This is a genomic window from Candidatus Paceibacterota bacterium (genome assembly GCA_035452965.1).
Lineage (GTDB): Bacteria > Verrucomicrobiota > Verrucomicrobiia > Limisphaerales > UBA8199 > UBA8199.
Genome location: DAOTCE010000004.1, coordinates 62,862 through 84,915, shown reverse-complemented (window position 1 = coordinate 84,915; position 22,054 = coordinate 62,862). Strand labels below are relative to the sequence as shown.

Genomic DNA, 22,054 nt, shown 5'->3' with positions numbered 1-22,054 from the left:
TCCCCATGGGATACACACCGTAGCCCCACCGTGCTGTCACCGTAACCCCAAGCCAAAGGTGCCGGGGTCAGCAGCGACCGGAAATGGCAGGCAGGCGGCACCACTGTCCAAAATTTGGACAGTGCGCAAGCTTGAAGTTGGGAGGGCCGATCCGGTTCCGGCTGGGGGCCAATGATGGCCTTGTATTTCCTGTGCTTCGACTTTCCGGGATGTGCGTGGGAAAAGCACCGTAGGTAGTTCCCGGCTATCCGTGAAAGGCGCGATTTTGAAACTGGCCAGAGGGGCCCTTTTGGTTTACCAGCATAGTCGCATGATTGACCGGCGTGCATTCTACGACCAGCGGGCTGAGTTTCGCGTGCGGGAAACCGGCCGCTACTATCAGCAGTTGCTGCGGCGGCAGTACGCCTTCTGGGTGCCGCCCGGATTGCGCGTGCTGGAGGTGGGCTGCGGTTTGGGCGATTTGCTGGCGGCGGTGAAACCGGCCCGCGGCGTGGGGGTGGACTTCAGCCCGGCGATGATCGCGCTGGCGCGGGAGCGACATCCTGACCTCCAATTCCACGTGGCCGACGCGGCGGAAGTGCCCGCCGCCGAGCAGTTTGACTACATCCTCCTTGCGGACCTGGTGAATGATCTGCCCGACGTGCAGGCTGTATTCGAGCGTTTGCACTCGGTTGCGCACCCGCGCACGCGGCTGGTGGTGAGCTTCTTCAACAACCTCTGGCGTCCGGTGCTGAATGTGGCCGTGAGGCTTGGACTGAAATCCCCAACGCTGTTGCAGAATTGGCTCTCCCGCGATGACGCGGTGAACCTGCTGCACCTGGCCGGCTGGGAAGTCATCAAGACCGACGCGCGCATCGTGTGGCCGCTGCGGATCCCGTTGTGGAGCTGGTTCTGCAACCGGTGGCTGGCGCCGTTGTTGCCGCCCTTCTGCGTCACGGTAGGAGTGATCGCCCGCCCACGGCCGCAGCCGGGCCCGAGCCTGCAGTACCGCTGCTCGGTGGTCATTCCCGCGCGCAATGAGGCGGGCAACATCGAGGAAGCGGTCCGGCGCACGCCGGAGATGGGACTGGGAACCGAGCTCATCTTCATCGAAGGGCACTCCAAGGATGATACCTGGGGCGAAATCCAGCGGATGGCGGCCAAGTACCCGCAGCGGACGATCAAGATTCTCAAGCAGCAAAGCCGGGGCAAGGGCGGCGCCGTGCGCGAAGCCTTCGCGGCGGCCACCGGCGACTTGCTGTTCATCCTCGACGCGGATTTGACCATGCCGCCGGAGGAATTGCCGAAGTATTACGAGGCGGCCCGTTCCGGCACCGCGGAATTCGTCAATGGCGTGCGGCTGGTCTATCCAATGGAAGACCAGGCCATGCAATTCCTCAATATGATTGCGAACAAGTTCTTTGGCCTGACCTTTAGTTGGCTCCTGGGCCAGAAGATCAAAGACACCCTCTGCGGCACCAAGGTGCTGTTCCGCGCCGACTACGAGGCGATTGCCCGGAACCGGTCCTACTTCGGCGACTTCGATCCCTTTGGCGACTTCGACCTGCTGTTCGGCGCGGCAAAGCTCAACCTGCGCATGGTGGACCTGCCGATTCGCTACCGCGCCCGGACCTACGGGACGACGAACATTCACCGCTGGAGCCACGGCTGGCTGCTGCTGCGCATGGTATGGTTCGCCGCCCGGCGCCTGAAATTCATCCCATGACGGCGCCGCTGGCGCAACACCAGGCGGAGATTGAGCGCAACCTGCGCGCCTGGAATGCAAAGCCCCTGCTGAAAGAAATCTACGCCGGTTTCTATCAGCGCATCCGCGCCCTGATTCAACCGGCCATCCCCGGGCGGATCGTCGAGATCGGCTCCGGGATCGGCAATCTCAAGACGGACCTCCCCGGTGCGCTGGCGACCGACCTGTTTCCCAACCCGTGGCTGGATCTGGTGTGCGACGGCTACGAACTGCCATTCCGCCAGGGGAGCTTGTCGCACCTGGTGCTGTTCGACGTCTTTCATCACCTGCGCGCGCCGAATGCCTTTCTGCGCGAAGCGCGGCGCGTGCTGGCGCCGGCCGCAGGCCGGTTGATCATCTTCGAGCCGTACCTTAGTTGGACCAGTTCACTGGTCTACGGGCTGTTCCACCACGAACCGGTGGGCTGGCGGGAGCCGATTCTCCGGAGCGAATCAATGCCTCGGCCCCGCGATTACTACGCCGCACAGGGGAATGCAACCCGCCTCTTCTTCCGCCGGGAGGTCCCCGGCTGGCCGGAGGGCTGGCAGGTCTTTCACGCGGAAGCGTTCAGTTGTTTTCATTACCTGCTGTCAGGGGGATACGCCAAACCAGCCTTTTACCCCGCCCGCTGCCTGACGGGTCTGCGGAAACTCGATGCCAGCCTATCCCGCTTTCCGCGGCTATTCGGCGGCCGCTGCCTGGTGGGGCTTCAGCCAACGTAGCCCAATGGAACGTGCCTGCCGGCCCTGATCTCGGTGGACTCCCAAACAGTCCAGAGCTGGCACCAACACTGGCCTGGCTGGGAGCCTATTTGGGGTTGGCGCGGGCTTGGTGAGACGGTAGCATCCGGCGCAATACTTATGAACCGACACACCAATCTCCCCACCTCACGTCGCGAGTTTCTGAAGGATACCGGCCGCTTCGCTGCCCTCTCTGCGTTGGCAGGGGTGGCCCTGCCGCATGTTCATGCCGCCGACGACAACACCATTCGCCTGGCCTTGATTGGCTGCGGCGGACGTGGCAGCGGCGCCGTGGCCAACGCGATGTCGGCGGGCGGGCTGGTGCTGGGCGACGACGGCGGCACGAAACGGGCCGCGCTCTCGGGGGCGGGCGGTCCGGTCAAACTGGTCGCAATGGCGGACCTGCGCCAGGATAAGCTGGACCAATCGCACGCGGCGCTGAGCCAGTCCCTGGACAAGTTGATTGATGTGCCGCCCGAACGCCGGTTTCTCGGCTTCGACGCCTATCGCAAGGCGATTGATTGCCTGCGGCCGGGGGACGTGGCGATGCTGGCCACGCACGCTGCCTTCCGCGCGCCGCACCTGGAGTACGCGGTCGAGAAAGGTGTCAACGTGTTCATGGAGAAGGACTTCGCGTCCGACCCGGGCGGCATAAAGCGCATCCTTAAAGCGGGAGAAGCCGCCGATAAAAAAGGCCTCAAGATCGCCGCCGGGCTGATGTGCCGGCATTCCTCGGCCCGGCAGGCGCTGATCCAGAAGATTCGCGACGACGCGATGGGAGACATCCAGTTCATCCGGGCCTATCGCATGGATTCCAGCTACGCCATGCCTCCGTTCCCGCGAGGCGAGAACGAGCTGCTCTGGCAGCTTAGCCCCGGTCACCCCTACCAGTTCATGTGGTCGGGCGGCGGCCTGTTCATCGAGCTGATGATCCACCAGATGGACGAGTGCTTCTGGATCAAAGACGCCTGGCCGGTATCGGCCCACGGCGTCGGGGGGCGCATGGCCGGCAGCACCGATTGCGGCCAGAACCTGGACAGCTACTGCGTCGAGTTTACATTCCCCGACGGCACCAAGGCGCAGGTTGTTAACCGCTGCCTCACCAATTGCCACACGGACTTCGCCACCTACATTCACGGAACGAAATGCGCCGCTCAGTTCTCCGGCAACATCCACGCTCCCACCACGCACATTTACAAAGACCAGCGCACCGAGCGCTCCAACCTCGCCTGGCGCGCGCCGAAGGAGACCGTCAACCCCTGGCAGGCCGAATGGGATGTCCTGCTGAGCGCGATTCGGCAGAACAAGCCGCACAATGAGACCCGGCGCGCCGCCCTTTCGAACCTCGGCTCGATCATGGGCCGTGCCGCGGTGCACACCGGCAAGATAGTCACCTGGGAGGAAGCGATGGCTTCCAACTTCCAGTTCTGCTCCAACGTGGATGAGTTGACCGAGAAAAGCCCCGCACCCATCCAGGCCGATGCTCAGGGCCGCTACCCGGCGCCTGTCCCGGGAAAGACCGTAGAGATTTAGCAGGCGGCTCTTATGAAGCGCGGCCTGACGGGCACCGCGGCGCTGGCGTGCGCGCTGGTCCTGAGTGCCGCAGCCGCCCGGGTTGATGGTTCGTCGCGGAAGAACGTGCTGTTCATCGCGGCGGACGACCTGAACTGCCGCATCGCTTGTTACGGCGATCCGATCGCCAAAACTCCCAACCTTGACCGCCTGGCCAGGCGCGGCGTGATGTTCCGTCGCGCTTACTGCCAGTACCCCCTCTGCAATCCCAGCCGCGCTTCGCTCATGACTGGCCTGCGGCCCGACACCACGCGCGTGCACGATCTGCAGACCGACTTCCGCTCCACCCTGCCCAACGTAGTTACCCTGCCCCAGCTCTTCCGGCAGAACGGCTACTTCGTCGCCCGCGTCGGCAAGCTTTACCACTACGGCGTCCCGCGCGAGATCGGCACCGATGGCAAAGACGATCCGGTGTCCTGGGACTACAAGTTCAACCCCATTGGCCGGGACAAGACCGAGGAAGCCAACATCCATCTGCTCACCCGGGGTGGTTACAAGAACACCATTGGCTTCGCGATGGCCTGGCTCGACATGGATGGCCCAGACGAGGACCAGACCGACGCCAAGGGTGTCACCGAAACCATCCGCCTGCTTGAGGAGCAAAAGGACAAGCCCTTCTTCATCGCGCTGGGCTTCTTCCGCCCGCACACCCCTTGGATCGCGCCGAAGAAATACTTCGACCTCTACCCGCCAGAGAGCATCAAGCTGCCGCCGCGCGACGCCGCTTCGGAGAAGGCGCTGCCGGATATCGCCCGCAACATCCGGCCCGACGACTACGGCCTCAGCGAGCAGGATCTGAAGGACTGTGTCCGCGCCTATTACGCCGCCGTTAGCTTCGTGGATGCCCAGGTGGGCCGGCTCCTCGACTCGCTGGATCGGCTGGGTCTGGCGAAGAGCACGTTGATCGTGTTCTGGAGCGACCACGGGTTCTTGCTGGGCGAGCACGGGCAATGGCAGAAGCAACTCCTGTTCGATCCGTCCCCTCGCACACCGTTGATTGTTTACGACCCCGCCGCCAAGGGGAACGGCACCCCATGCAACCGGGCGGTGGAGTTGCTGGGCATTTATCCCACCGTCGCCGACTGGGCGGGCCTGGAGAAACCGAAAGATCTGCAGGGCTCCAGCCTGCGGCCTTTGCTCGACGCGCCAACCTCGGCCGCGTGGCATCACCCCGCGTATTCTCAGGTGACGCGTGGCAAAGCCGGGCAGCGTGTCATGGGTTACAGCGTGCATACCGAGAGATACCGCTACACCGAATGGGATGGCGGCAAGGCGGGGTCGGAGCTGTATGATCATCAGGCGGACCCGAATGAGTTTTGCAACCTTGCGCGCGATCCGGCCAATGAGAAGACAGTGCGCCAGTTGCGTAATCTGCTCCGCCGGGTCCAGAAACCAGGGGCGAAGGCTGAAATCCGGGGGGACCCCGCCGACCCGCAAGGTTGACCGGACGCGCATCCGCCCGCGAAGGCAGGAGCGGGTCCCGGGTGATGCGCACGATATTGCGCCTCCATCCGCCTTTTGGATACAGTCGTGCCCCGATGCATGCGGAAGTAATCTTGTTGACGCTTGCGTTGAGTCGCCCGGCAGGCGGCGGGGCGGAGACGAATTCTCCTGGCCGGAATGCTGCAAAGCTGGAGCACACTCTATCGCTCACAGTCGCGCGTTGGCGGCAGGAGATCCAAGCAAACCTGGGTTTCTCTACCAACTGAGCAGAAGTGCAACCCCCTCCGAACAACTCCACTGGTTGCAGCGGTCATGACGCACAGCGAGATGCAGGTCTCGCGGTTCCGCTGCGATGAGAGAGGAATTCCTGCCTCCGCTCCAGCGACGCTGGATGATCCTCGTGCTCATCTTCTGCGCGATCGTGTTGAATTACATTGACCGCCAGATCGTCTCGATCCTCAAGCCCACGCTCAAAGGCGAATTTCATTTGGATGACGCTGGGTATGCGGTGCTGGCTAATATCTTCACCGTCTGCTATGCCTGCATGTATCCGGTGGCGGGCTGGCTGGTGGACCAGTGGGGCGCCCGGCGCATGATGCTCACGGGGGTCGTGGCCTGGTCCAGCGCGTGTATCGGGGCGGTGTTCACGAAGACCTTCGGGCAGTTTGCCCTATGCCGCGGAGCGCTGGGGTTGGCGGAGCCGATGGCGTTCCCCGCTCAACTGCGCGCGGTGACCGTTTGGTTCCCCGGCAGCTTGCGAGCCACGGCGAACAGCCTTTGCGTGGCGGGTGGCTCCTTCGGGGCGGTTATTGCTCCACCGCTCATTGCCTGGCTGGCGCTGAAGTGGAACTGGCACGCCGCCTTTATTGTGCCGGGGGTGGCGGGGCTGGTCGTGGCGGCGCTCTGGTGGATGATCTACCGCGACCCGCCTGCCGAGGTGGCGCAAGCGGCCACCGGTTCGGCAGCGCCCGCGCAGGTCCCGAAGTTCACCTGGCCGCAACTGTGGCGCACGCGCAGCCTGTGGGGCATTCTTCTCATCCGCTTCATCAGCGACCCGGTGTGGTATTTCTGCCTGTTCTGGCTGCCCGGTTACTTGCAGGAGCAATCGGGGCTGACCCTGGCGCAAATCGGCATGGTCGGCTGGGTCCCCTTCCTGGCGGCCGACCTCGGCGGCGTGGGCAGCGCCGCCTGGTCGGACTGGCTGGTGGAGCGCGGTAAACCGCCGGTACACGCGCGCAAGCTCATGCTTACAGCCATGGCGGCGTTGGCGCCCGTTTGTGCGCTCACGCCACATCTGGCGCATCCCGCGGCCACGCTCGCCATCTTCAGCGTGGCGGGCGCGGTGTGCCTGAGCTGGCTGTTCTCGCTGAGCGTGGTGATTGCGGAGACCTTTCCCACCGGTAATATCGGCAGCGTCCTGGGCATCGCGGCGGGCTTCGGCGCGGCGGGGGCAATGTTGTTCAATTACTATGTTGGCCAGGTCATGGGCACACTGGGCGCGAGTTGGATGTTCGTCATTATGGCTTTACTCCATCCGCTGGCCGCGCTCGTATTATGGACGATGGTGCGGCGCGAGCAGCCGAAGAAGGATGCGCCCGCACAAACTTGAATCGAACACATGAAACGCAGAACCTTTATCAGAACGCTCGGTCTCGGGGCCTCGCTCCCCTGGCTGGGCCGCATTGCACGCGCGGCGCCCACCAATGCTCAGCCCGTCTCTCACACGGTTCTAAGCTGCAACATCCGAGTGATATTGCCCGACGATGACGCCGCCGGCAACGGCTGGAAGGCGCGACGCGAGCTGTGTCTGGATGTGATTCGCGCGCAGAAGCCGGACATTGTATGCCTCCAGGAAGTCCTGCGTGAGCAGATGGAGGACCTGGCGCGCGGTTTTCCGGAATTCGGGAGCTTCGGCTTCGAGGGTCCGGAGATGGATTGCCGGACGACCGGCTACCAGGGCATCGCCAAGAATCCGATCCTGTACTCTCGCCGGCGGTACGATTTCGTGTCGGCGGGCGGCTTCTGGCTCTCGGAAACACCGCACTTGCCGGGCTCAGTTTCATGGGAATCCGCGCGCGCTCGGCACGTCAACTGGGTGCGGCTTCGTGATCGCGCCTCGGGAAAGCAATTCCGGGCGCTCAGTACGCACCTCGATCACAAGAGCCAGCCCGCTCGCGAGGAGCAGACCAAGCTGATCCTGGCAGAGGCCGCGCTATACGCGCCGGAGTTTCCACAAGTCCTGGCCGGTGACTTCAACGCGGACGCCAGCAACACTGTTCTCAAGCTCGCATTCGACGCGGGCTGGATTAATACCCAGATCGCCGCCCCCGGGCCGCGCGACAACGGCAACACCACGCATGGCTTTCTTGGCCCGAAATACACTCCCAAAACGGAAGCCGCCCGCAAGCGCGGTCCGATAGACTTCATCCTCACGCGTGGCCCTGTCTCGACTCTTGCCTGGAAGATCATCCGCGATGGGCGCGGCGGTCGCTACCCGAGCGATCATTACTTTATTGCCGCCAGGCTCGCTTTCAATCCCTGATGCAAGATGAGACGAAGAGACTTCATAAGGCATTTCGGGATCGTCGCCGCGCTGCCCTGGTTAGGACGCCCCGTGCTGGCCGCAACGGGAAGTGCCCCACCGGGCAAGTCCGGGATGCACAAAGTTCTCACGTGCAATGTCCGCGTGGACGTTCCCGCAGATGGCAAGGCGGGCAACGGCTGGGCCGATCGCAAAGAACTTTGCGCGGAGGTGATGCGGGCTCAGAAGCCTGACCTGGTTTGCCTGCAGGAGTGCCAGCATGTTCACTTTCAGCACTTGAAGACCCGCCTGCCCGAGCTCGACAGCTTCGCTTTGTCCAATCCCGACGCGCCAGCCCATCCGCACAACGCCATTCTCTTTTCCCGCGCCCGCTATGAGCTGGTCTCGGCGGGCGGATTCTGGCTCTCGCAGACGCCTCACGTGGCTGGGACCAAGTCGTGGGATTCAGCGGAAGCGCGGTTTGTGAACTGGGTCCACCTCCGGGAGTGTGGGGCCGGGAAGGAGTTCCGGCTCTGGAACACGCACCTCGATCATCGCGGTCAGGTCGCTCGGGAAAATCAGGCGAAGTTGATCGTGCAGGCGAGCGCGGTGTTGCCCGGGACCTTGCCACAACTGCTTACTGGGGACTTCAACGCCAATGCCGCCAATCCCGCGATCAAACTGCTGGCAGCCGGAGGCTGGACCGATACGTATTCCGCAGTGCACGGGCCGGCAGATCCCGGCTACACCGCCCACGCATTCCTCGGGCCACAGTACGCCGCGACGAAGCTCAACGGCAGGCCCGGGACCAGAATAGACTGGATATGGTGCCGGGGACCCGTGAAGCCACTCTCGGCCCAAGTGATTCGCGACGGCCGCAATGGCCGCTTCCCGAGCGACCATTATTTTGTGTCGGCTGTCGTGACCATCTAACAGTTGGAGCGCAGGAGAGCAGATTATGAATGGCAATGAAATGGGCTCAATTCAGGAACCCGCGCGAGCCGTGCCCGTTCGGGCAGACGTGGACGTGCTCGTTGTGGGCGGCGGCCCGGCCGGCATCATGGCCGCGATGGCTGCCGCCGAAGCTGGTCTGAAAGTCGCCTTGGTCGAAAGCCGCAGCTTCGTCGGAGGCAACCTTACCATCGGCTTGCCTGTGCTGGGATTTCTGAGCCAGAAACGCAAGCCCATCATAGCGGGTCTGCCACAGAGGCTCATTGATCGGCTCCGGGCCAGAGGCGCCGCGAGCGAGCACCGGCCATGCCCACTCCACGTGAGCCTAACGCTCGTCGAGCCGGAGGCGGTGAAGTCCGTCGCGCTGGACATGCTCCTCGAGCGCGGCGTGGACCTCATGCTCTACCGGGTGTTCAGCGGCGTTGTCATGGAAGGCGGCCGCATCTGTGGCATTCTCACCGAGAGCAAGGCTGGCCGGGAAGCGATCCTGGCCAGGGTGATCATTGATTGCACCGGCGACGGCGACGTGGCCTTCCGCGCTGGCGTGCCGTGCGAGAAAGGCGACGCGCGCGGAGGCATGCAGCCGCCCACGCTGATGTTTTGTCTGTCTGGCGTGGAAACCGAAAGGCTCCGTCACAGCCTGGCCAATGACCCCGAGACTTACCGTGCCGATTTCATTCCCGCGGATTACTTCGGCCAGAACCATCAGTTCATCGTCGTTGGGCTGCGGCAGTTGATTCAGAAGGCCCAGGCGGCGGGGCTTTCCCTTCCCACCGAACGGACGATTCTGATTACCGGCCTCCGCGCCGGCGAAGTCTGGGTGAACATGACCCGGGTCAAGGGCGTGGACGGCACCGATCCGCAGAGCCTGACTGCTGGCGAAGTCGAAGCCCGCCGCCAGATTGCCGGCATCTGCCAATATCTGGTCCAATACGTGCCCGGCTTCGAGCGAGCCCTTGTGACGAAAGTCGCTCCCTTCCTGGGCTTGCGGGAAACCCGGCGCATCGTGGGCCAGTATGTGCTCAACCGGGAGGACATCCTGAGTTGCCGCCGATTTGACGACGCCATAGCTGTCGGCAGCTACCCGGTTGATTTGCACCACCCCAACGACGACGACTGCACCATGGAGTGGTGTGGTGACTGTTACGATATCCCCTATCGCTGTCTGTTGCCGCAGAAGGTGGAGAATCTGCTCGTTGCCGGCCGCTGCATCTCGACGACCCACGAAGCCATGGCTGCCATCCGCGTCATGTCCACCTGCATGGCAATGGGCGAAGCTGCCGGCCACGCCGCTGGCATCGCCGTCACAGACAAGGTGTCTCCCTCACGCATCAGCGTCAGCAAGCTCCGCTATCAACTAGTCGCGCGCGGTGCCTATCTGCGCAGTTAGTTAGAGAGCGACTTGTGATGCCGGCGCTCGGTGCGCTCTGTTCCTCGCGTTGTGCGCTCACCCCTTGATTTGCGCCTCTTCGAGCGGCGGCCGTTCGGCCGGCTGGGGCGGCGGCGGAGTAAACAGGAAGCGGAACAGGTTCGTGCCCAAACTCCGGGCGCCATGGGCCGGCCAGTACCAATAGTTGAACAGCACGCCGGCCAGAAGCGGCGCCAGCACCAGGGCGCCCAAGCCCAGCGAAGTAAACCGGATCAAGGCTAGCGCGAGCATCAGGCTGACGACATTGGAAGCCACGGAAAACCAGAGAAAGGGCATGCGGTTTTGGGCAAAGATCAGCGTTGTCCAGAGAATGAACTGCATATCCAGCAACGAGTTGAGCAGCAGTAAAGCGAACCAGCCCGGCGGGAGTATGGTCTTGTGATTGCCAACTGCCCGCAGCAGGGTTGGTCCGCAGACGATCAAAGCGGCTGCCAGGAGCAGGAACGTAAGCCCTTGCAGCCAGAGTCGCGGCTGGAGCACCCGCTGCACCGCGGCGGCATCGTGGCGGGAAAGGTACTGGCCGATAAGAGGCCATTTCACGTTGGTCCAGACGGCGGCCATGCTGGCGGCGATGCCCACGAGCTGAACGGACAAACCGTATTGCGCGTTGGCGGCAAGGCCCAGGACTCCGAGGCAGATGGCGGTGTTTGCGTTCACCAGGAGGTAGCGACTGATAAAGTGCACCCCGGCCCGCCAACTGTTTGGCCACAGAATCTTCAGGATGTCCTTGAGCTTGGCCGATTGCGGAGGCGAATGGCCCGCCAGCAAGCGCAAGCATCGCCGTCGAGCCAGAGTTCGCGCAAGCACACTGCCGCACAAGGTCCCAACCGGCAGGCTGAGGAGACCACCGCCGACTAGCAACAAGGCAGAGGCGAGCACCAGGCGCGCGACCATAGACAGGAGGCCGATGCGCGTGGCGGCCAGGACCTGGTTCATGTTGCTCAGATAAACGCCCCACCAACCCGAATAAACATCGAAAAGGGCCGAGACAAATGTCACCACCCACGCCACGCGGGTGATCGCCGGGGAGGCGGTCTCTTCGATGCGCAGTTCCACCATGTAAGTTCCCCAGACCCCCAGCACAACCATAAGCGCCAGGAGAAGAATGCCATATAGCTTTCTGGTGGTGAAGAGAAGCTGCCAGAGCAAATCATAGTTCGGCGCTGAGGAGCTGCCGGGTTTGGCTATGCCTTGGGGCTGGATCGCCTCGGCGCCGCCCATGGCGTAGCTGACAAACCGGCCGATGGTTGGCCCAAACCCAAAATCTACGAGCGGCACCAGTGCCACCAGGCTCAACAAGACGTAGTACATCCCCAGTTCCGCCGTCGGGAGCTTGTGGAGCACCAGCGGGAGCAGGATAATGCCCGAGGCCAGGCGGGCACCATTGTAAACCCACGACCAAACAACGGTTGAGCGGCGCAAGCGGTCGAGAAACGCGCGGGCTTGGAATGTCTGGATTGCGGATGGCCGGCGGTTGATCATTGAGACGATGCCAGTTTGGGGAAAGAGCGAGGTCTAGTTCAAGCGCAACTATGGGGCAGTGGCACTGATCAGTAACAATGCATGCAAGTTCTCTGCTGGCGGCGGCAGTCAGTCGCGGATCGATCTGGCGGTGGATAAGGCCCCCGCGCGCGACGCAGAAAGCAATTGCTTGAGCGGGTGGTCCCAGCCACTATCCAGGTTTCCATGGACAAACTGGTTGAGACACGCAAAGAACGGTTTTGGTATCCAGAGGCATGGGCGCGGGACCAGTGGGTCAAGGCCGAATCGGCGAAACTGCCCACTGGCACTCGGGTGCTGGACGCGGGCGCCGGCGCCAGCAAGTACCGGCCGTTTTTTGCTCATTGCCGTTACGAGACGCAGGACTTCTGTCGCTACGAGGGGCCGTTGGTGAGGTGCGCGGAGCCAATAGACTACGTCTGCGAGATTACCAAAATCCCGCTGCCGGACGGATGTTTGGGTGCAATTCTCTGCACTGAGGTGTTGGAGCATGTGATAGATCCAATGGCGGTTCTGAGTGAGTTCGGCCGTCTGCTCAAGCCCGAAGGGAAATTGCTTCTGACGACCCCAATGTTTTCTGGCCTGCACATGGAACCTTATCATTATTACAGCGGATTCACCCTGCATTGGTACCGGCATTGGCTTCCAAAGCGCGGTTTTGTGATTGACAATATTGTCCCGCAAGGTGGGAGGGGGCGCACAGGGGTTTATTTTCTGCAGCAGGCTTACGGCAATTGGCGCGCTTGGGAATTGGAAGTTGGGGGTGTCAAGCGGATTTTGTCGCTGGGCTTGAGGATGCTGGTCAAACTGCCCGTCCACTACATGTTGCCCATGCTTGCAGTTCGGTGGGGTACTGATCCGAATCCCGAGCACAACACTACTGGACTGATGGTTGCTGCTACTCGGCGGGTGCACGAGAAGTAAGATGCCTGGCGCGACGCCGAGAAACCCAACGGGGCTTGGAGCCTGGTAAAACACGACCTTCGGACCTTTTGCCGGTTGACGAAAATCGTTGGAGATCGGTACCGTATCGTAATGTTGAATAAAGCAAAGGTAGGCCAGGCTATTTGGCACAGCACCTGCCGGATGCTTCGCATTGCAGTCGGCTTTAAGGCCAGGCAACGAAAATGGCCGCCGCAGAGCTTCGAGGCCACAGTCGCCCATCATGCCGACCTTACAAGGTTTTTGCTGAAGCACCTTCCCGCCGGGTGGAGTTTTCCCGGCAAGACTGCTTGTGAGGTAGGCTGTTCGGATTGCCTAAGCATCGCCAGTCTCCTGATTCAACTTGGGTGCAAGCATGTGGACCTCATAGAGCCATCACCCCCTGTGCTCAATCCTCTTCAGCCCAGAATACTGCGTGAACTGCAGCGCACGGGGTTCGATCTCGACCCGAGCATTCTCATCGAGGGGGCTGGGGGTGTCTGCTTCGATGAGACAAAGGTGACCTACCGGAATACGTTGATGGAGCAGGTTTCGCTAGTTGAAGGCTACGACTACATCTTCTCTTTCCACGTGATGGAACACGTGGAAGACCTTCCAGGGTGCTATGGCGCCTGCGGCAGGGCGCTGAAGAGGGGCGCTGGCCGGATGTTCCACCGCATAGACTTTTCGGGTCACGGCGATCTGGAGGATCCTGTGCCGCCTCTAGATTTCCAGACCTATCCCAACTGGCTTTACAACCTGATGTACCCGCGGGGTCACAGGGCAACCCGGTCCTTTGTCTCGCATCACCAGTCAGCGCTGGAGAATGCCGGTCTGATAGTTGAGGAAACGATAGTAACTCGAAGGGCTGATCCGCAGTACTTGGAGGACATTTGGCCAAAGCTGCGGAGAGAAGCGCGGCAGATTCCCAAAGCGGAACTGGGAGTGCTGGAAGCAGTTGTCGTGAGTCATAAACCATAGTGCCTTTCCGATGGTAAACGCGTGCCTCTAGATGAAGATTGGCTTTCTGACTACCGACAGCCGGGAAGTGCTGAAAAGTTACCGCACGCCGGCTCCGCATTTCGGGACGGCGCCGGAGGCCCTGTTGCAGGGCTTCGCGCGGCTGCCCGAAGCGGAAGTGCACGTGGTCTCTTGCATTCGCCAGCCGGTCGCCGCGCCCGAGAAACTCGCCCCCAATATCTTCTTCCACAGCCTGCACGTGCCGAAGATCGGGTGGATGCGGACTGCCTACCAAGGCTGCGTCCGGGCCGTTCGGAAGAAGCTCAGAGCCATCCGACCCGACATAGTGCATGGCCAGGGAACTGAGCTGGATTGCGCCCTCGACGCGGTTCTCTCGGGCTTCCCGAATGTGGTCACTATTCACGGGAACATGCGGCTGATTGCGCAGGTGAACCACGCCCGCCCCTTTTCCTTTCCGTGGCTGGCGGCGCGACTGGAACGCCTGACCATTCCTCGCTCTGCCGGCGTGGTTTGTATCACGCGTTACACCCAACAGGCGGTCATGGATTTGGCCCGGCACACCTGGGTGGTGCCGAACGCCGTGGATGGGTCCTTCTTCGAGGTCAACGCGGCGCTGGACCCGGGAGCGCCGGCGCGCCTGCTGTGCGTGGCTCACGTTTGCTTGCGTAAGAACCAGAATGCCTTCATCCGTGCGCTCGATCCATTGGCCCGGAAACACAAATTTGAACTCCGATTCTGCGGGGAAGCAAGCGACAAGAACCCTTACGGCCGTGAGTTTTTCAGCCTGGTCCGGGCGCGTCCCTGGTGTGCGTATGGCGGATCAGCCAGCCGGGAAGAGTTGAAGGCCCTGTTGCGCAATACGACAGTACTGGTGCTGCCATCACTGGAGGACAATTGCCCCATGACCGTCCTGGAAGCGATGGCGGCGGGCGTTCCGGTCGTTGCGGCCGAGGTTGGTGGCTTGCCCGATCTGATCGAGCCAAACAAGACGGGCATCTTCTGCAACCCCCTGGATCCCGGGAGCATGGCAACGGCTGTGGAGAAGTTGCTGGTCAACCCGACAGCAGCCGCGGAAATCGCCCGGCAAGCGAGGGCGAGTGCCCGGGAGCGATTCCATCCCGAGGTCGTTGCCGGGCGGCACCTTGAGATCTACCGGGAAGTGCTGAATAGATCTGGTGATGCTTCCCTGCATCGCTGATCCATGCCGTGCGAGGTAAGCGGATGGAGCGCATGGATCATATCTACTGCGGAGCCTCGAGCAGTGTTTCGTAAAGGCGCTTGAGTAGTTTGGCCACCTCTGTCCAAGTGAGGGGGCGTGGCGCCGGCTTTAGGCTCGGCGCAGCATCGTAAAACTGTCGCAGAAACGCCGCCGTGCGGCCGGAGGAGGCGGTGACCGGACAGTAGCAGGCGTTCTCGCGGAAAACAGTCGTCGCCCACGGCAGGCGGCTCAGCAGCAGGGGACACTCGCACGCGGCGGCTTCGAGCGCCGACAGGCTCAGGCTTTCCATGGCGCTCAGCAGCACGAAACCGCGAGCTTCGCGATAAACTCGCGCCAGTCTTGCCCGATCTGCAATTGGGCCTTCGTAGCGCAGGAAACGGGGATGCGCTTTGGCCAGCGCAATAAAGCGTTGGGCGTAGGCGTTCTGTTCGGAGTAGGGCTTGCCGATAACCCAAAGCGGCGTTTGCGCACGCACGGCGTACTGGGCGAGTTCGAGCACGCGCTTGTGTTCGGCAATGGTCGCTGCGCAAACCAACCAGGGCCCTCGCTTGGCCGGCCGACTGTTCAAGAAGACCTCTTCAACGCCGTTGGGCACGACATGGATTCTCTCGCGAGGGGCGCCATACACTTTCCGCATTAAGTATGCTTCCCATTCCGTCAAAGCCACGCACGCGTCGGCCAACCGGTAAGAATCCAAATGGAAACTGTCTGTCACGACGCGCGGCAGGGCGAGCGTCATCGCCCGTCGGGCCATCTTTTCCAGTGCCAAGCGCAGCCGGGACCGGGCGCCTTGTTCGGTCAACAGCTCGGCTTGGACAACTTTCAGTCCTTTCCCGCGTGCGAGTTGAAGTGTGCCCAGCCGAATGCGCCCGAAGAAGTGCAGTATGTCGCCGCTTTGGCCTGAGTCCCACCAGCGCAGGAACTCGGCCTGGACGCCGAGTCGTTCCAGGGCCTGGCGTGTCTGGATGATCTGAGTTTGCAGGCCTCCGTGCGCGAAGGCGAACGGGGTGAAGTGGTAGAAGAGAACCTTCATGACGCCGCGCAAGTGCAATTCGGGAACCGGCTTGGAGTTGTCGCTGCGCAATCTGTCCCAGTGGGCTCGCCAGCGCTAGTGGGGATTAAGGACTGACTCATAGATTGCCCTGATTTGTTGGCCGACCTCCAGCCAGGAGAAAGGCTTTGGTGGCGGTTCGAGAACGGGAGCTGCTTCGTAGAAATGCCGCAGCCGGGAAGCAGCCGCAGGCAGGGATTCTGTGAGGGGGCAATAGTTGGCCTTTTCTTTGAACGAATCGCGAGCCCATGGCAGGTCGCTCAGCAGCAAAGGACATTGGCAGGCGGCTGCCTCAAGTGCCGAGAGACTCAGGCTCTCCCACCTGCTCAGCAGCACAAATCCCCGTGCCTCGCGATAGATTTGGGCCAGCCGCTCGCGGTCGGTTATAGCCCCTTCGTAGCGCACTAGTCGTTGGTTCTGGCGCGCGTACTCGATGAATCGCCTCACGTAGTCGTCCGTATCTGAGAGAGGTTTGCCAATTATCCAAACGGGGGTTTCCGCCTGCACGGCCATTCGCGCCAGTTTCAGAACGCCTTTCAATTCGATGATGCTGGCTGTGCAAACCAGCCACTTGCCGCGAGCTGTCGGCCGGCTTTGTAGAAAGACATCTTCGACTCCATTGGGGATCACGTGCACCCGCGACGAAGGCGCATTATGTATCCGGGTCAAGAGGGCTGCTTCGTAGGGCGTCATCGCCATGATAGCGTCTAACTGTTTGTAGCAGTCCCAGTCAAAGAGTGCGCGGATACGGCTTGGCGCAAGCGGCTTGGCGACGGAATACGCGATCTTCTGCAGCAGCCGCTGCCAAGCCGGCCGTGCCCCCAAACCGGACATGAAGGCGGACATGACCACCTTCATTCCTTTCTGCCGCGCCAGATGTAGGAGGTTAGTGGGTATTCTGGCGAAGTGGTGCAGGATATCGCCCGTTTGCTGGTCGTTCCACCACTCCAGGAAGACTGTTTCCACGCCAATCCGCTCCAAGCCCGCTTTGGTTTGCTCAATCTGAACCTGGGCGCCGCCGTGTGCCAGCATGAAAGGCACGTGGCAATTGAAGAGTACCTTCATACTTGAGTAGCAGGAATCACCGTATCAGAGCCACTGGTCCCGTTCAACAAGAATACTCGATTCTGGAATCGCAAAGATCGGGGAATCCCGGCGCCTTTCAACAGCTCAGCGGAAACAACGAAATCGGCCAGACGCAGTCTCCAACGATGGCGGCAGGCTTACCTCAGTCCAACGCATAGGGGCTGGGTTTGGGTAACAGGCGGTTGGCGCCGGCGACGGTGGCCCCTGCGGGAACATCCTTGGTGACCACGGCATTGGCACCGATGGTCGCTCCGCGACCAATGCGCACACCGCCCAGGATTTTGGCTCCGGCGCCAATGTAGACGCCGTCCTCCACCAGCGGCGCAGCGCTGGTCAAATCACGCCCGCCCAAGGTGACTTGGTGGCCGATCACGACATCATCCCCAATGCGAGTTCCGCTGTGGATGACAATGCCCATCGGGTGGGGTAGAAACACGGTCTTGGGCAGCGCCAGGCCAATGTCGCAACCGAGATAGTACATGAAGAACCGGCTTACGACTGGCAGTCGGTGCCGCGTCAGGAAGATCAGCATTCGAGCTGCGACCGAGTTGCTAATCCAAGGGTTCTTGGGGTGGCGCCGCATAGATGGCGTTGGAATCCGGGACTGGGCTGGCTAGCAGCTCCTTTGGGCAGGGGACCAACCCCGTTCCGCCAGAAGTGCCGGTGTTTGGACTATGATTGCAGCTATTCACGAGTTTCTCTACGCGTCGCTTAAGGTCTCGCCGTCGCGCGACAGCGCCTCCAGGGTGGGCCAGGACGTTGGCCGAATCAAGCAACAATCCGGGCCCCGCACAGTGACGGGCGCATCTTGTCACTACCACCAGCCGGACCCTCGCGTCCGTAAGGCTCGCAGTTCCCTGCGCGCCTTCTCCGCTATTCTGGCGGGATCACGGGCGGCACGCGTTGGATGAAGGATATTCCGCGAGCGGGAGCAGCGCTTCCAAAACCGGCGGGCAGGGGCGGGCGGCATCGCTGGTGAATTCGCGCAGCAACGGCAGGGCTTCCTTCCAACAGGACGAAAGCGGCGGCAGGAGGGCGTGCTCAGGGGAGGCCGGTTCGGGGAAGCGATGTTGGACGGCCAAAGCGCAACCCAGCGGCGGGACGGCTTCCAGCAGGGCGGCGCGCGCTTCCTCAATTAGCCCGGCATCACAGAGCACGCGCGCCATCTTGAGTTTCCGGCCGGCGCGGTGGCGGTGGGCTGAGAGCTTCTCCAACTCGGCCGTTGAAAGCGGCGGTGGCGAGACTTCGGCGGATTCGGCCGGCCATAGCGGGCGGTTGGCGCGGGTGGTCCTGGCCAGCAGGCCGGCGTCAATGAGTCGTTGCAGGGCTTCGTCGGTGGCGCGGTCAATCACTTCCAGGCGCACGGGGGCCAGCGGGTCCCACTGGCCCGGGCCGAAGTATTCTGCGTGCAGGGAGTTGAGTTGCTCGCGGTATTGCGCGGCATCGCGTTCGACGACGACATAGAGGACTGAATGCGGAGCGTCGTTCGGGTAGCGCTCCTCGCAGCGAAGCAGGGCGCCGTTAATGTGTTGACGCGCCGCCGCGGCGAAGCCTCGCGGGCGGTCGGCCGGCAGGGGAGGTTTGGCCTCGCGCGTCTCGGGTTTCGCCTCGTGCGGCGGCGCGGCGACGAGTTGCTGCAGTTTGGCCAGGAAGGCCTGGCGGCCAGTCTGGAGCTTGATCTCCTGGAGGTTGCCCCGGCGGTCGAGCACGCCATCGGCGAGGGCCTGTTTGTTCGAGAGCGTGCCCAGCATGCGGTGCTCGATGGTCTTTTCGGATACGAGGTTGATGACGGTGACGGCGCGGGTCTGGTGCTTGCGCCACGCGCGGGCGATGCGCTGCTCCAGTTTGGCGGGGTTCCAGGGCAGGTCGCAGTTGACGACCACGCTGGCATTCTGGAGATTCAAGCCAGCGGCACCCGAATCGGTGCTGAGGAAGACACGGCAGCGGGGGTCGGATTTGAAGGCGTTGATTTCGGCGCGGCGGCGTTTCTGGGGAACGGTGCCGGTGTGCCAGGCGAAGCCCAGCTTGAGCCGGTCGCATAGGCCGCGGGCCAGCTCGAGCATCCGCTCCCATTCGGAGAAGACGATTGCCTTCACGTCGGGATTATCGCGGCATTCCTCGAGGATTTTCTCCAGCTCGGCCAATTTCGGGCAGGCGCGCTGGTCGGGATTAAGAATGAAGTTGGTGTCGCACACCATGCGCATCATGTTGAGATGGCGCAGCAGTTTGTCCTGCTCCTGCTGGGTCAGCGGCCGGCGTTTGGCGATGCTCGCCAGCCGGGCGACGACGCCCTCGTGGCCCTCGTATTCGCCCTGCTGCTCGGCGCTGAGCGAGACGAAGTGGTTGCGGTCGGTGCGTTCGGGCAGTTCGGTTTCGACGTCGGCCTTGCGGCGGCGGAGCATGTGGAGCTTGATGCGCTCATGGAGTTTGTCGAGGTTGCGGTAGCCGGCGGGGCGCCCGCGGTCGTCCAGGGCGTAATACTCGCGGTTGAACCGGAACAGCGGCCCGAGCAGGGACGGGTTCAGGAAGTCCATCAGCGAATAGAGTTCGTCAATGCGGTTCTCGATGGGCGTGCCGGTGAGGATGAAGGCATAGCGGCTGCGCAGGCGTTTGACGGCCTGGGTGGTCCTGGTGCTCCAGTTCTTGATCCGCTGCGCTTCGTCCAGCACGACGATGTCCGGCCGCAGCCGGTGGTTCACCTCCAGCGAGTCGGCCAGCATTTGCTCGTAATTGACGATGGTGAAGAACGGCCGTAGGGCAGGCGTCCCGCCTGCCAGTGGGCCGGGCGGCTCGCCCGCCCCTCTGCCGGCGGCCGCCTCGTAAGCCTTCAGCCGCCGCGCCTGGTTGCCGAATACCAGTTGATAGGGCAGATCAGTAAAGCGCTGTATCTGCTCCTCCCATTCGGTCTTCAAGGAGGCGGGCGTGACGACCAGCACGCGGGCTGCCCGGCCGAGCCGGTGCAGCAAGGCGCAGGCGGCGATGGCCTGAATGGTCTTGCCCAGCCCCATTTCATCGGCCAGCAACGCGCGTTCGGCGAAAGCCAGGTGCAGCATGCCTTCGCGCTGGTAGGGGAAGAGCGGGACTTTGGTCTCGTGCGCCGGCCACTGGCCGCTTTGCACTTTCAGCTCGTAGTCGCGCCGGAGTTCCTTGCGTTCCTCGACGCGGCGGCGGGCTTCGAGCCATGGACCGAGTTCCTGCGACAGGCGCAACCCCGGCGCCGCCGTTGCGCCGAACTGCTTGAGCGCCTCAATAGCTTCCTCCGGAAGCCCCTTGCGTAACTTGCCATCCGCATCGAACCACGCCTTCAAGGACCGCGACGTGGCGCCATTGCCGTTGATGAGTCGAATCGAGTCGGCCGTCGGGTCGGGCACTACGTCCAGCCGCGTTGTCCCGTCCTGTTTCGCCGCCCGGAAGAGCCGCTTGAAGCGCGCCTCCAGGTGCAGCAGCACTGCCTCGACGTGCTTGCATGTCCCCAGACCATTGATGCGGAAATCCACGCACTCGCAGGCGAACTGCCGCTGGCGCACGTCGCGTACTTCCACTGAATAGGTCAGGCCGCTGCCCGAGCGGACCTGGAAGTTGGAGAAGATGGGATGGCGCGGATCGGTGTTGGAGGTGCGGAAGTCCTCCGATCGGGCGCGGGCGCGGCGGCGGTTGATTTCGTCTTCGTCGGTCGTGCGCCAATTATGCGGCGACGGCACGGCAATTTCCGGCGATGCTGGTTTCGGCAATCCAGAATGATCCGCAAGGCGCCACCGCCGTCAAAGCGGAATTGTTCGCGGTTATTCACCGGCTGTTCACAACAAACGCACGGTTGGCTCTATGTTTGCGACATCGGTCCGTTATAAGTCATTGCAATGACAATGCTTGTGGTGGAATCAGGGGGTGAATTGACGTAAATATAATGGGCACAATGGCTTACGCCAGTGAACCTACGGTGTGGATACGGTGTGGATACGGTGAGGATACGGTGTGGGTTCCTTGTGGCCCGCAGGCCGTATTCGGGCGATTCCAAACCGAACGGCTGGGTCTTTGGCGCGGTGACGTGGCGCCAGGGGCTATTTTGTCACCGAATGGCCGCGTAGACCCGGTGCACGTCGTCGTGGTCGTCGAGGGTGTTGAGGAAGTCGGCGACTTCCTTGCGGGCGGCATCGCTGAGTTCGGTGAAGTTCTTGGCCAGGTAGCGGATTTCGGCTGAGAGGATGGTCCAGCCGGCGTTCTTTAGCGCCTTGGAAACGTGATCGAGGTCTTTGATTTCCGTCAGGAACCGCGTGCCTTTCTGGCCAGTGGGAACCTCTTCGGGTTCGAGGAGTTCGAGTTCCTGTGCGCCAGCCTCGATGGCGTCCGCTTCCGCGTCGCGGTTGGGGTCGGTGTGGGTGGCTTCGACGACGCCGAGGTGTTTGAAGAAGAACGCAACGCTGCCCGGCTGGCCGAGCGAGCCCGCCCTGAAGATATTGCGGATTTCCGGCGCGGTGCGATTCCGGCTATCGGTCAGGCACTCGACTACAACCGGCACCTTGTGGGGGGCGAACCCCTCGTAGGTGACCAGCTCGTAGTTAACCTTCTCGTCGGTCTGGCCGGAGCCTTTCTTAATGGCGCGCTCGATGGTGTCGCGGTAGCAGGAGGCTTTGCGCGCCTTCTCGACGGCGGCGGCCAGGCGGGGGTTGAGGTCGGGGTCAGGGCCGCCGAGTTTGGCCGCGACCATGATTTCGCGGACCAGCTTGGCGGTCAGCTGGCCTTTCTTCTGCGCGTTGGCCTCGCGCCCGGCTTGTTTCCATTGTGCGCCCATAGCATGGAGGTTCGACCCGCATAATGTGCGGTCCCGCTGGCTGAGCGTCAACTCCGGGGAGGGGTCAGGAACTGGTATTCGGCCTGGACCGGGCTGAGGTCATTTACAATTTTGGCACGAGGAGTATA

The 22,054-nt window shown here is 62.4% G+C and carries 17 protein-coding genes; 11 read left to right on the top strand and 6 right to left on the bottom strand.

Annotation, left to right across the window (positions count from 1 at the left end; all coding sequences use genetic code 11):
• Positions 1–310: 310 nt before the first annotated feature.
• The 8 genes from P5205_05400 to P5205_05365 all read left to right on the top strand — a co-directional run bounded on the left by P5205_05400 (position 311) and on the right by P5205_05365 (position 10,340).
• The gene (locus P5205_05400) at positions 311–1,705 is read left to right on the top strand and encodes a glycosyltransferase (GenBank protein HSA09791.1); all 1,395 of its coding nucleotides are present in this window, start codon (positions 311–313) and stop codon (positions 1,703–1,705) included.
• Positions 1,702–2,445: a methyltransferase domain-containing protein gene (locus P5205_05395; GenBank protein HSA09790.1), complete on the top strand. Its 744-nt coding sequence runs from the start codon at positions 1,702–1,704 to the stop codon at positions 2,443–2,445. The genes P5205_05400 and P5205_05395 overlap by 4 nt, the downstream gene beginning before the upstream one ends.
• A 138-nt stretch (positions 2,446–2,583) precedes the next feature.
• The gene (locus P5205_05390) at positions 2,584–3,996 is read left to right on the top strand and encodes a gfo/Idh/MocA family oxidoreductase (protein HSA09789.1); all 1,413 of its coding nucleotides are present in this window, start codon (positions 2,584–2,586) and stop codon (positions 3,994–3,996) included.
• Between the two features lie 12 nt (positions 3,997–4,008).
• Positions 4,009–5,478: a sulfatase gene (locus tag P5205_05385; protein HSA09788.1), complete on the top strand. Its 1,470-nt coding sequence runs from the start codon at positions 4,009–4,011 to the stop codon at positions 5,476–5,478.
• 352 nt (positions 5,479–5,830) lie between these two features.
• Positions 5,831–7,087 (top strand): MFS transporter, encoded by a 1,257-nt coding sequence (locus P5205_05380; GenBank protein ID HSA09787.1) that lies wholly within the window; start codon positions 5,831–5,833, stop codon positions 7,085–7,087.
• A gap of 9 nt (positions 7,088–7,096) precedes the next feature.
• On the top strand, positions 7,097–8,020 hold the full coding sequence (locus P5205_05375) for an endonuclease/exonuclease/phosphatase family protein (GenBank protein ID HSA09786.1): 924 nt from the start codon (positions 7,097–7,099) through the stop codon (positions 8,018–8,020).
• A 6-nt stretch (positions 8,021–8,026) separates the two neighbouring features.
• Positions 8,027–8,932, top strand: coding sequence for an endonuclease/exonuclease/phosphatase family protein (locus tag P5205_05370; protein ID HSA09785.1), 906 nt, complete (start codon positions 8,027–8,029; stop codon positions 8,930–8,932).
• Between the two features lie 40 nt (positions 8,933–8,972).
• Complete coding sequence (locus P5205_05365) at positions 8,973–10,340, top strand: FAD-dependent oxidoreductase (GenBank protein HSA09784.1); 1,368 nt, start codon at positions 8,973–8,975, stop codon at positions 10,338–10,340.
• 57 nt (positions 10,341–10,397) lie between these two features.
• On the opposite strand, the gene P5205_05360 is transcribed toward P5205_05365, so the two are convergent.
• The gene (locus tag P5205_05360) at positions 10,398–11,861 is read right to left on the bottom strand and encodes a hypothetical protein (GenBank protein HSA09783.1); all 1,464 of its coding nucleotides are present in this window, start codon (positions 11,859–11,861) and stop codon (positions 10,398–10,400) included.
• A gap of 204 nt (positions 11,862–12,065) precedes the next feature.
• Between P5205_05360 and P5205_05355 the strand changes: the two genes are divergently transcribed.
• From P5205_05355 to P5205_05345, 3 genes are all read left to right on the top strand, one after another.
• Positions 12,066–12,803: a class I SAM-dependent methyltransferase gene (locus P5205_05355; GenBank protein ID HSA09782.1), complete on the top strand. Its 738-nt coding sequence runs from the start codon at positions 12,066–12,068 to the stop codon at positions 12,801–12,803.
• Positions 12,804–13,178: 375 nt separating this feature from the next.
• Positions 13,179–13,781: a hypothetical protein gene (locus P5205_05350; protein ID HSA09781.1), complete on the top strand. Its 603-nt coding sequence runs from the start codon at positions 13,179–13,181 to the stop codon at positions 13,779–13,781.
• A gap of 31 nt (positions 13,782–13,812) precedes the next feature.
• The gene (locus P5205_05345; GenBank protein ID HSA09780.1) at positions 13,813–14,979 is read left to right on the top strand and encodes a glycosyltransferase family 4 protein; all 1,167 of its coding nucleotides are present in this window, start codon (positions 13,813–13,815) and stop codon (positions 14,977–14,979) included.
• A gap of 43 nt (positions 14,980–15,022) precedes the next feature.
• On the opposite strand, the gene P5205_05340 is transcribed toward P5205_05345, so the two are convergent.
• The 5 genes from P5205_05340 to P5205_05320 form a co-directional block, all read right to left on the bottom strand.
• Entirely contained in the window at positions 15,023–16,033 is a 1,011-nt protein-coding gene (locus P5205_05340) for a glycosyltransferase family 4 protein (GenBank protein ID HSA09779.1), read from the bottom strand.
• A 75-nt stretch (positions 16,034–16,108) separates the two neighbouring features.
• A complete protein-coding gene (locus P5205_05335) occupies positions 16,109–17,116 on the bottom strand; it encodes a glycosyltransferase family 4 protein (protein ID HSA09778.1) in 1,008 nt (335 codons plus the stop codon).
• Positions 17,117–17,279: 163 nt separating this feature from the next.
• Positions 17,280–17,669 carry a DapH/DapD/GlmU-related protein gene (locus P5205_05330; protein ID HSA09777.1) on the bottom strand — a complete coding sequence of 130 codons (390 nt, stop codon included), beginning with the start codon at positions 17,667–17,669 and terminating at the stop codon, positions 17,280–17,282.
• A 355-nt stretch (positions 17,670–18,024) separates the two neighbouring features.
• A complete protein-coding gene (locus tag P5205_05325; protein HSA09776.1) occupies positions 18,025–20,868 on the bottom strand; it encodes a DEAD/DEAH box helicase in 2,844 nt (947 codons plus the stop codon).
• Between the two features lie 335 nt (positions 20,869–21,203).
• Positions 21,204–21,926, bottom strand: coding sequence for a YebC/PmpR family DNA-binding transcriptional regulator (locus P5205_05320; protein HSA09775.1), 723 nt, complete (start codon positions 21,924–21,926; stop codon positions 21,204–21,206).
• Positions 21,927–22,054 lie beyond the last annotated feature (128 nt).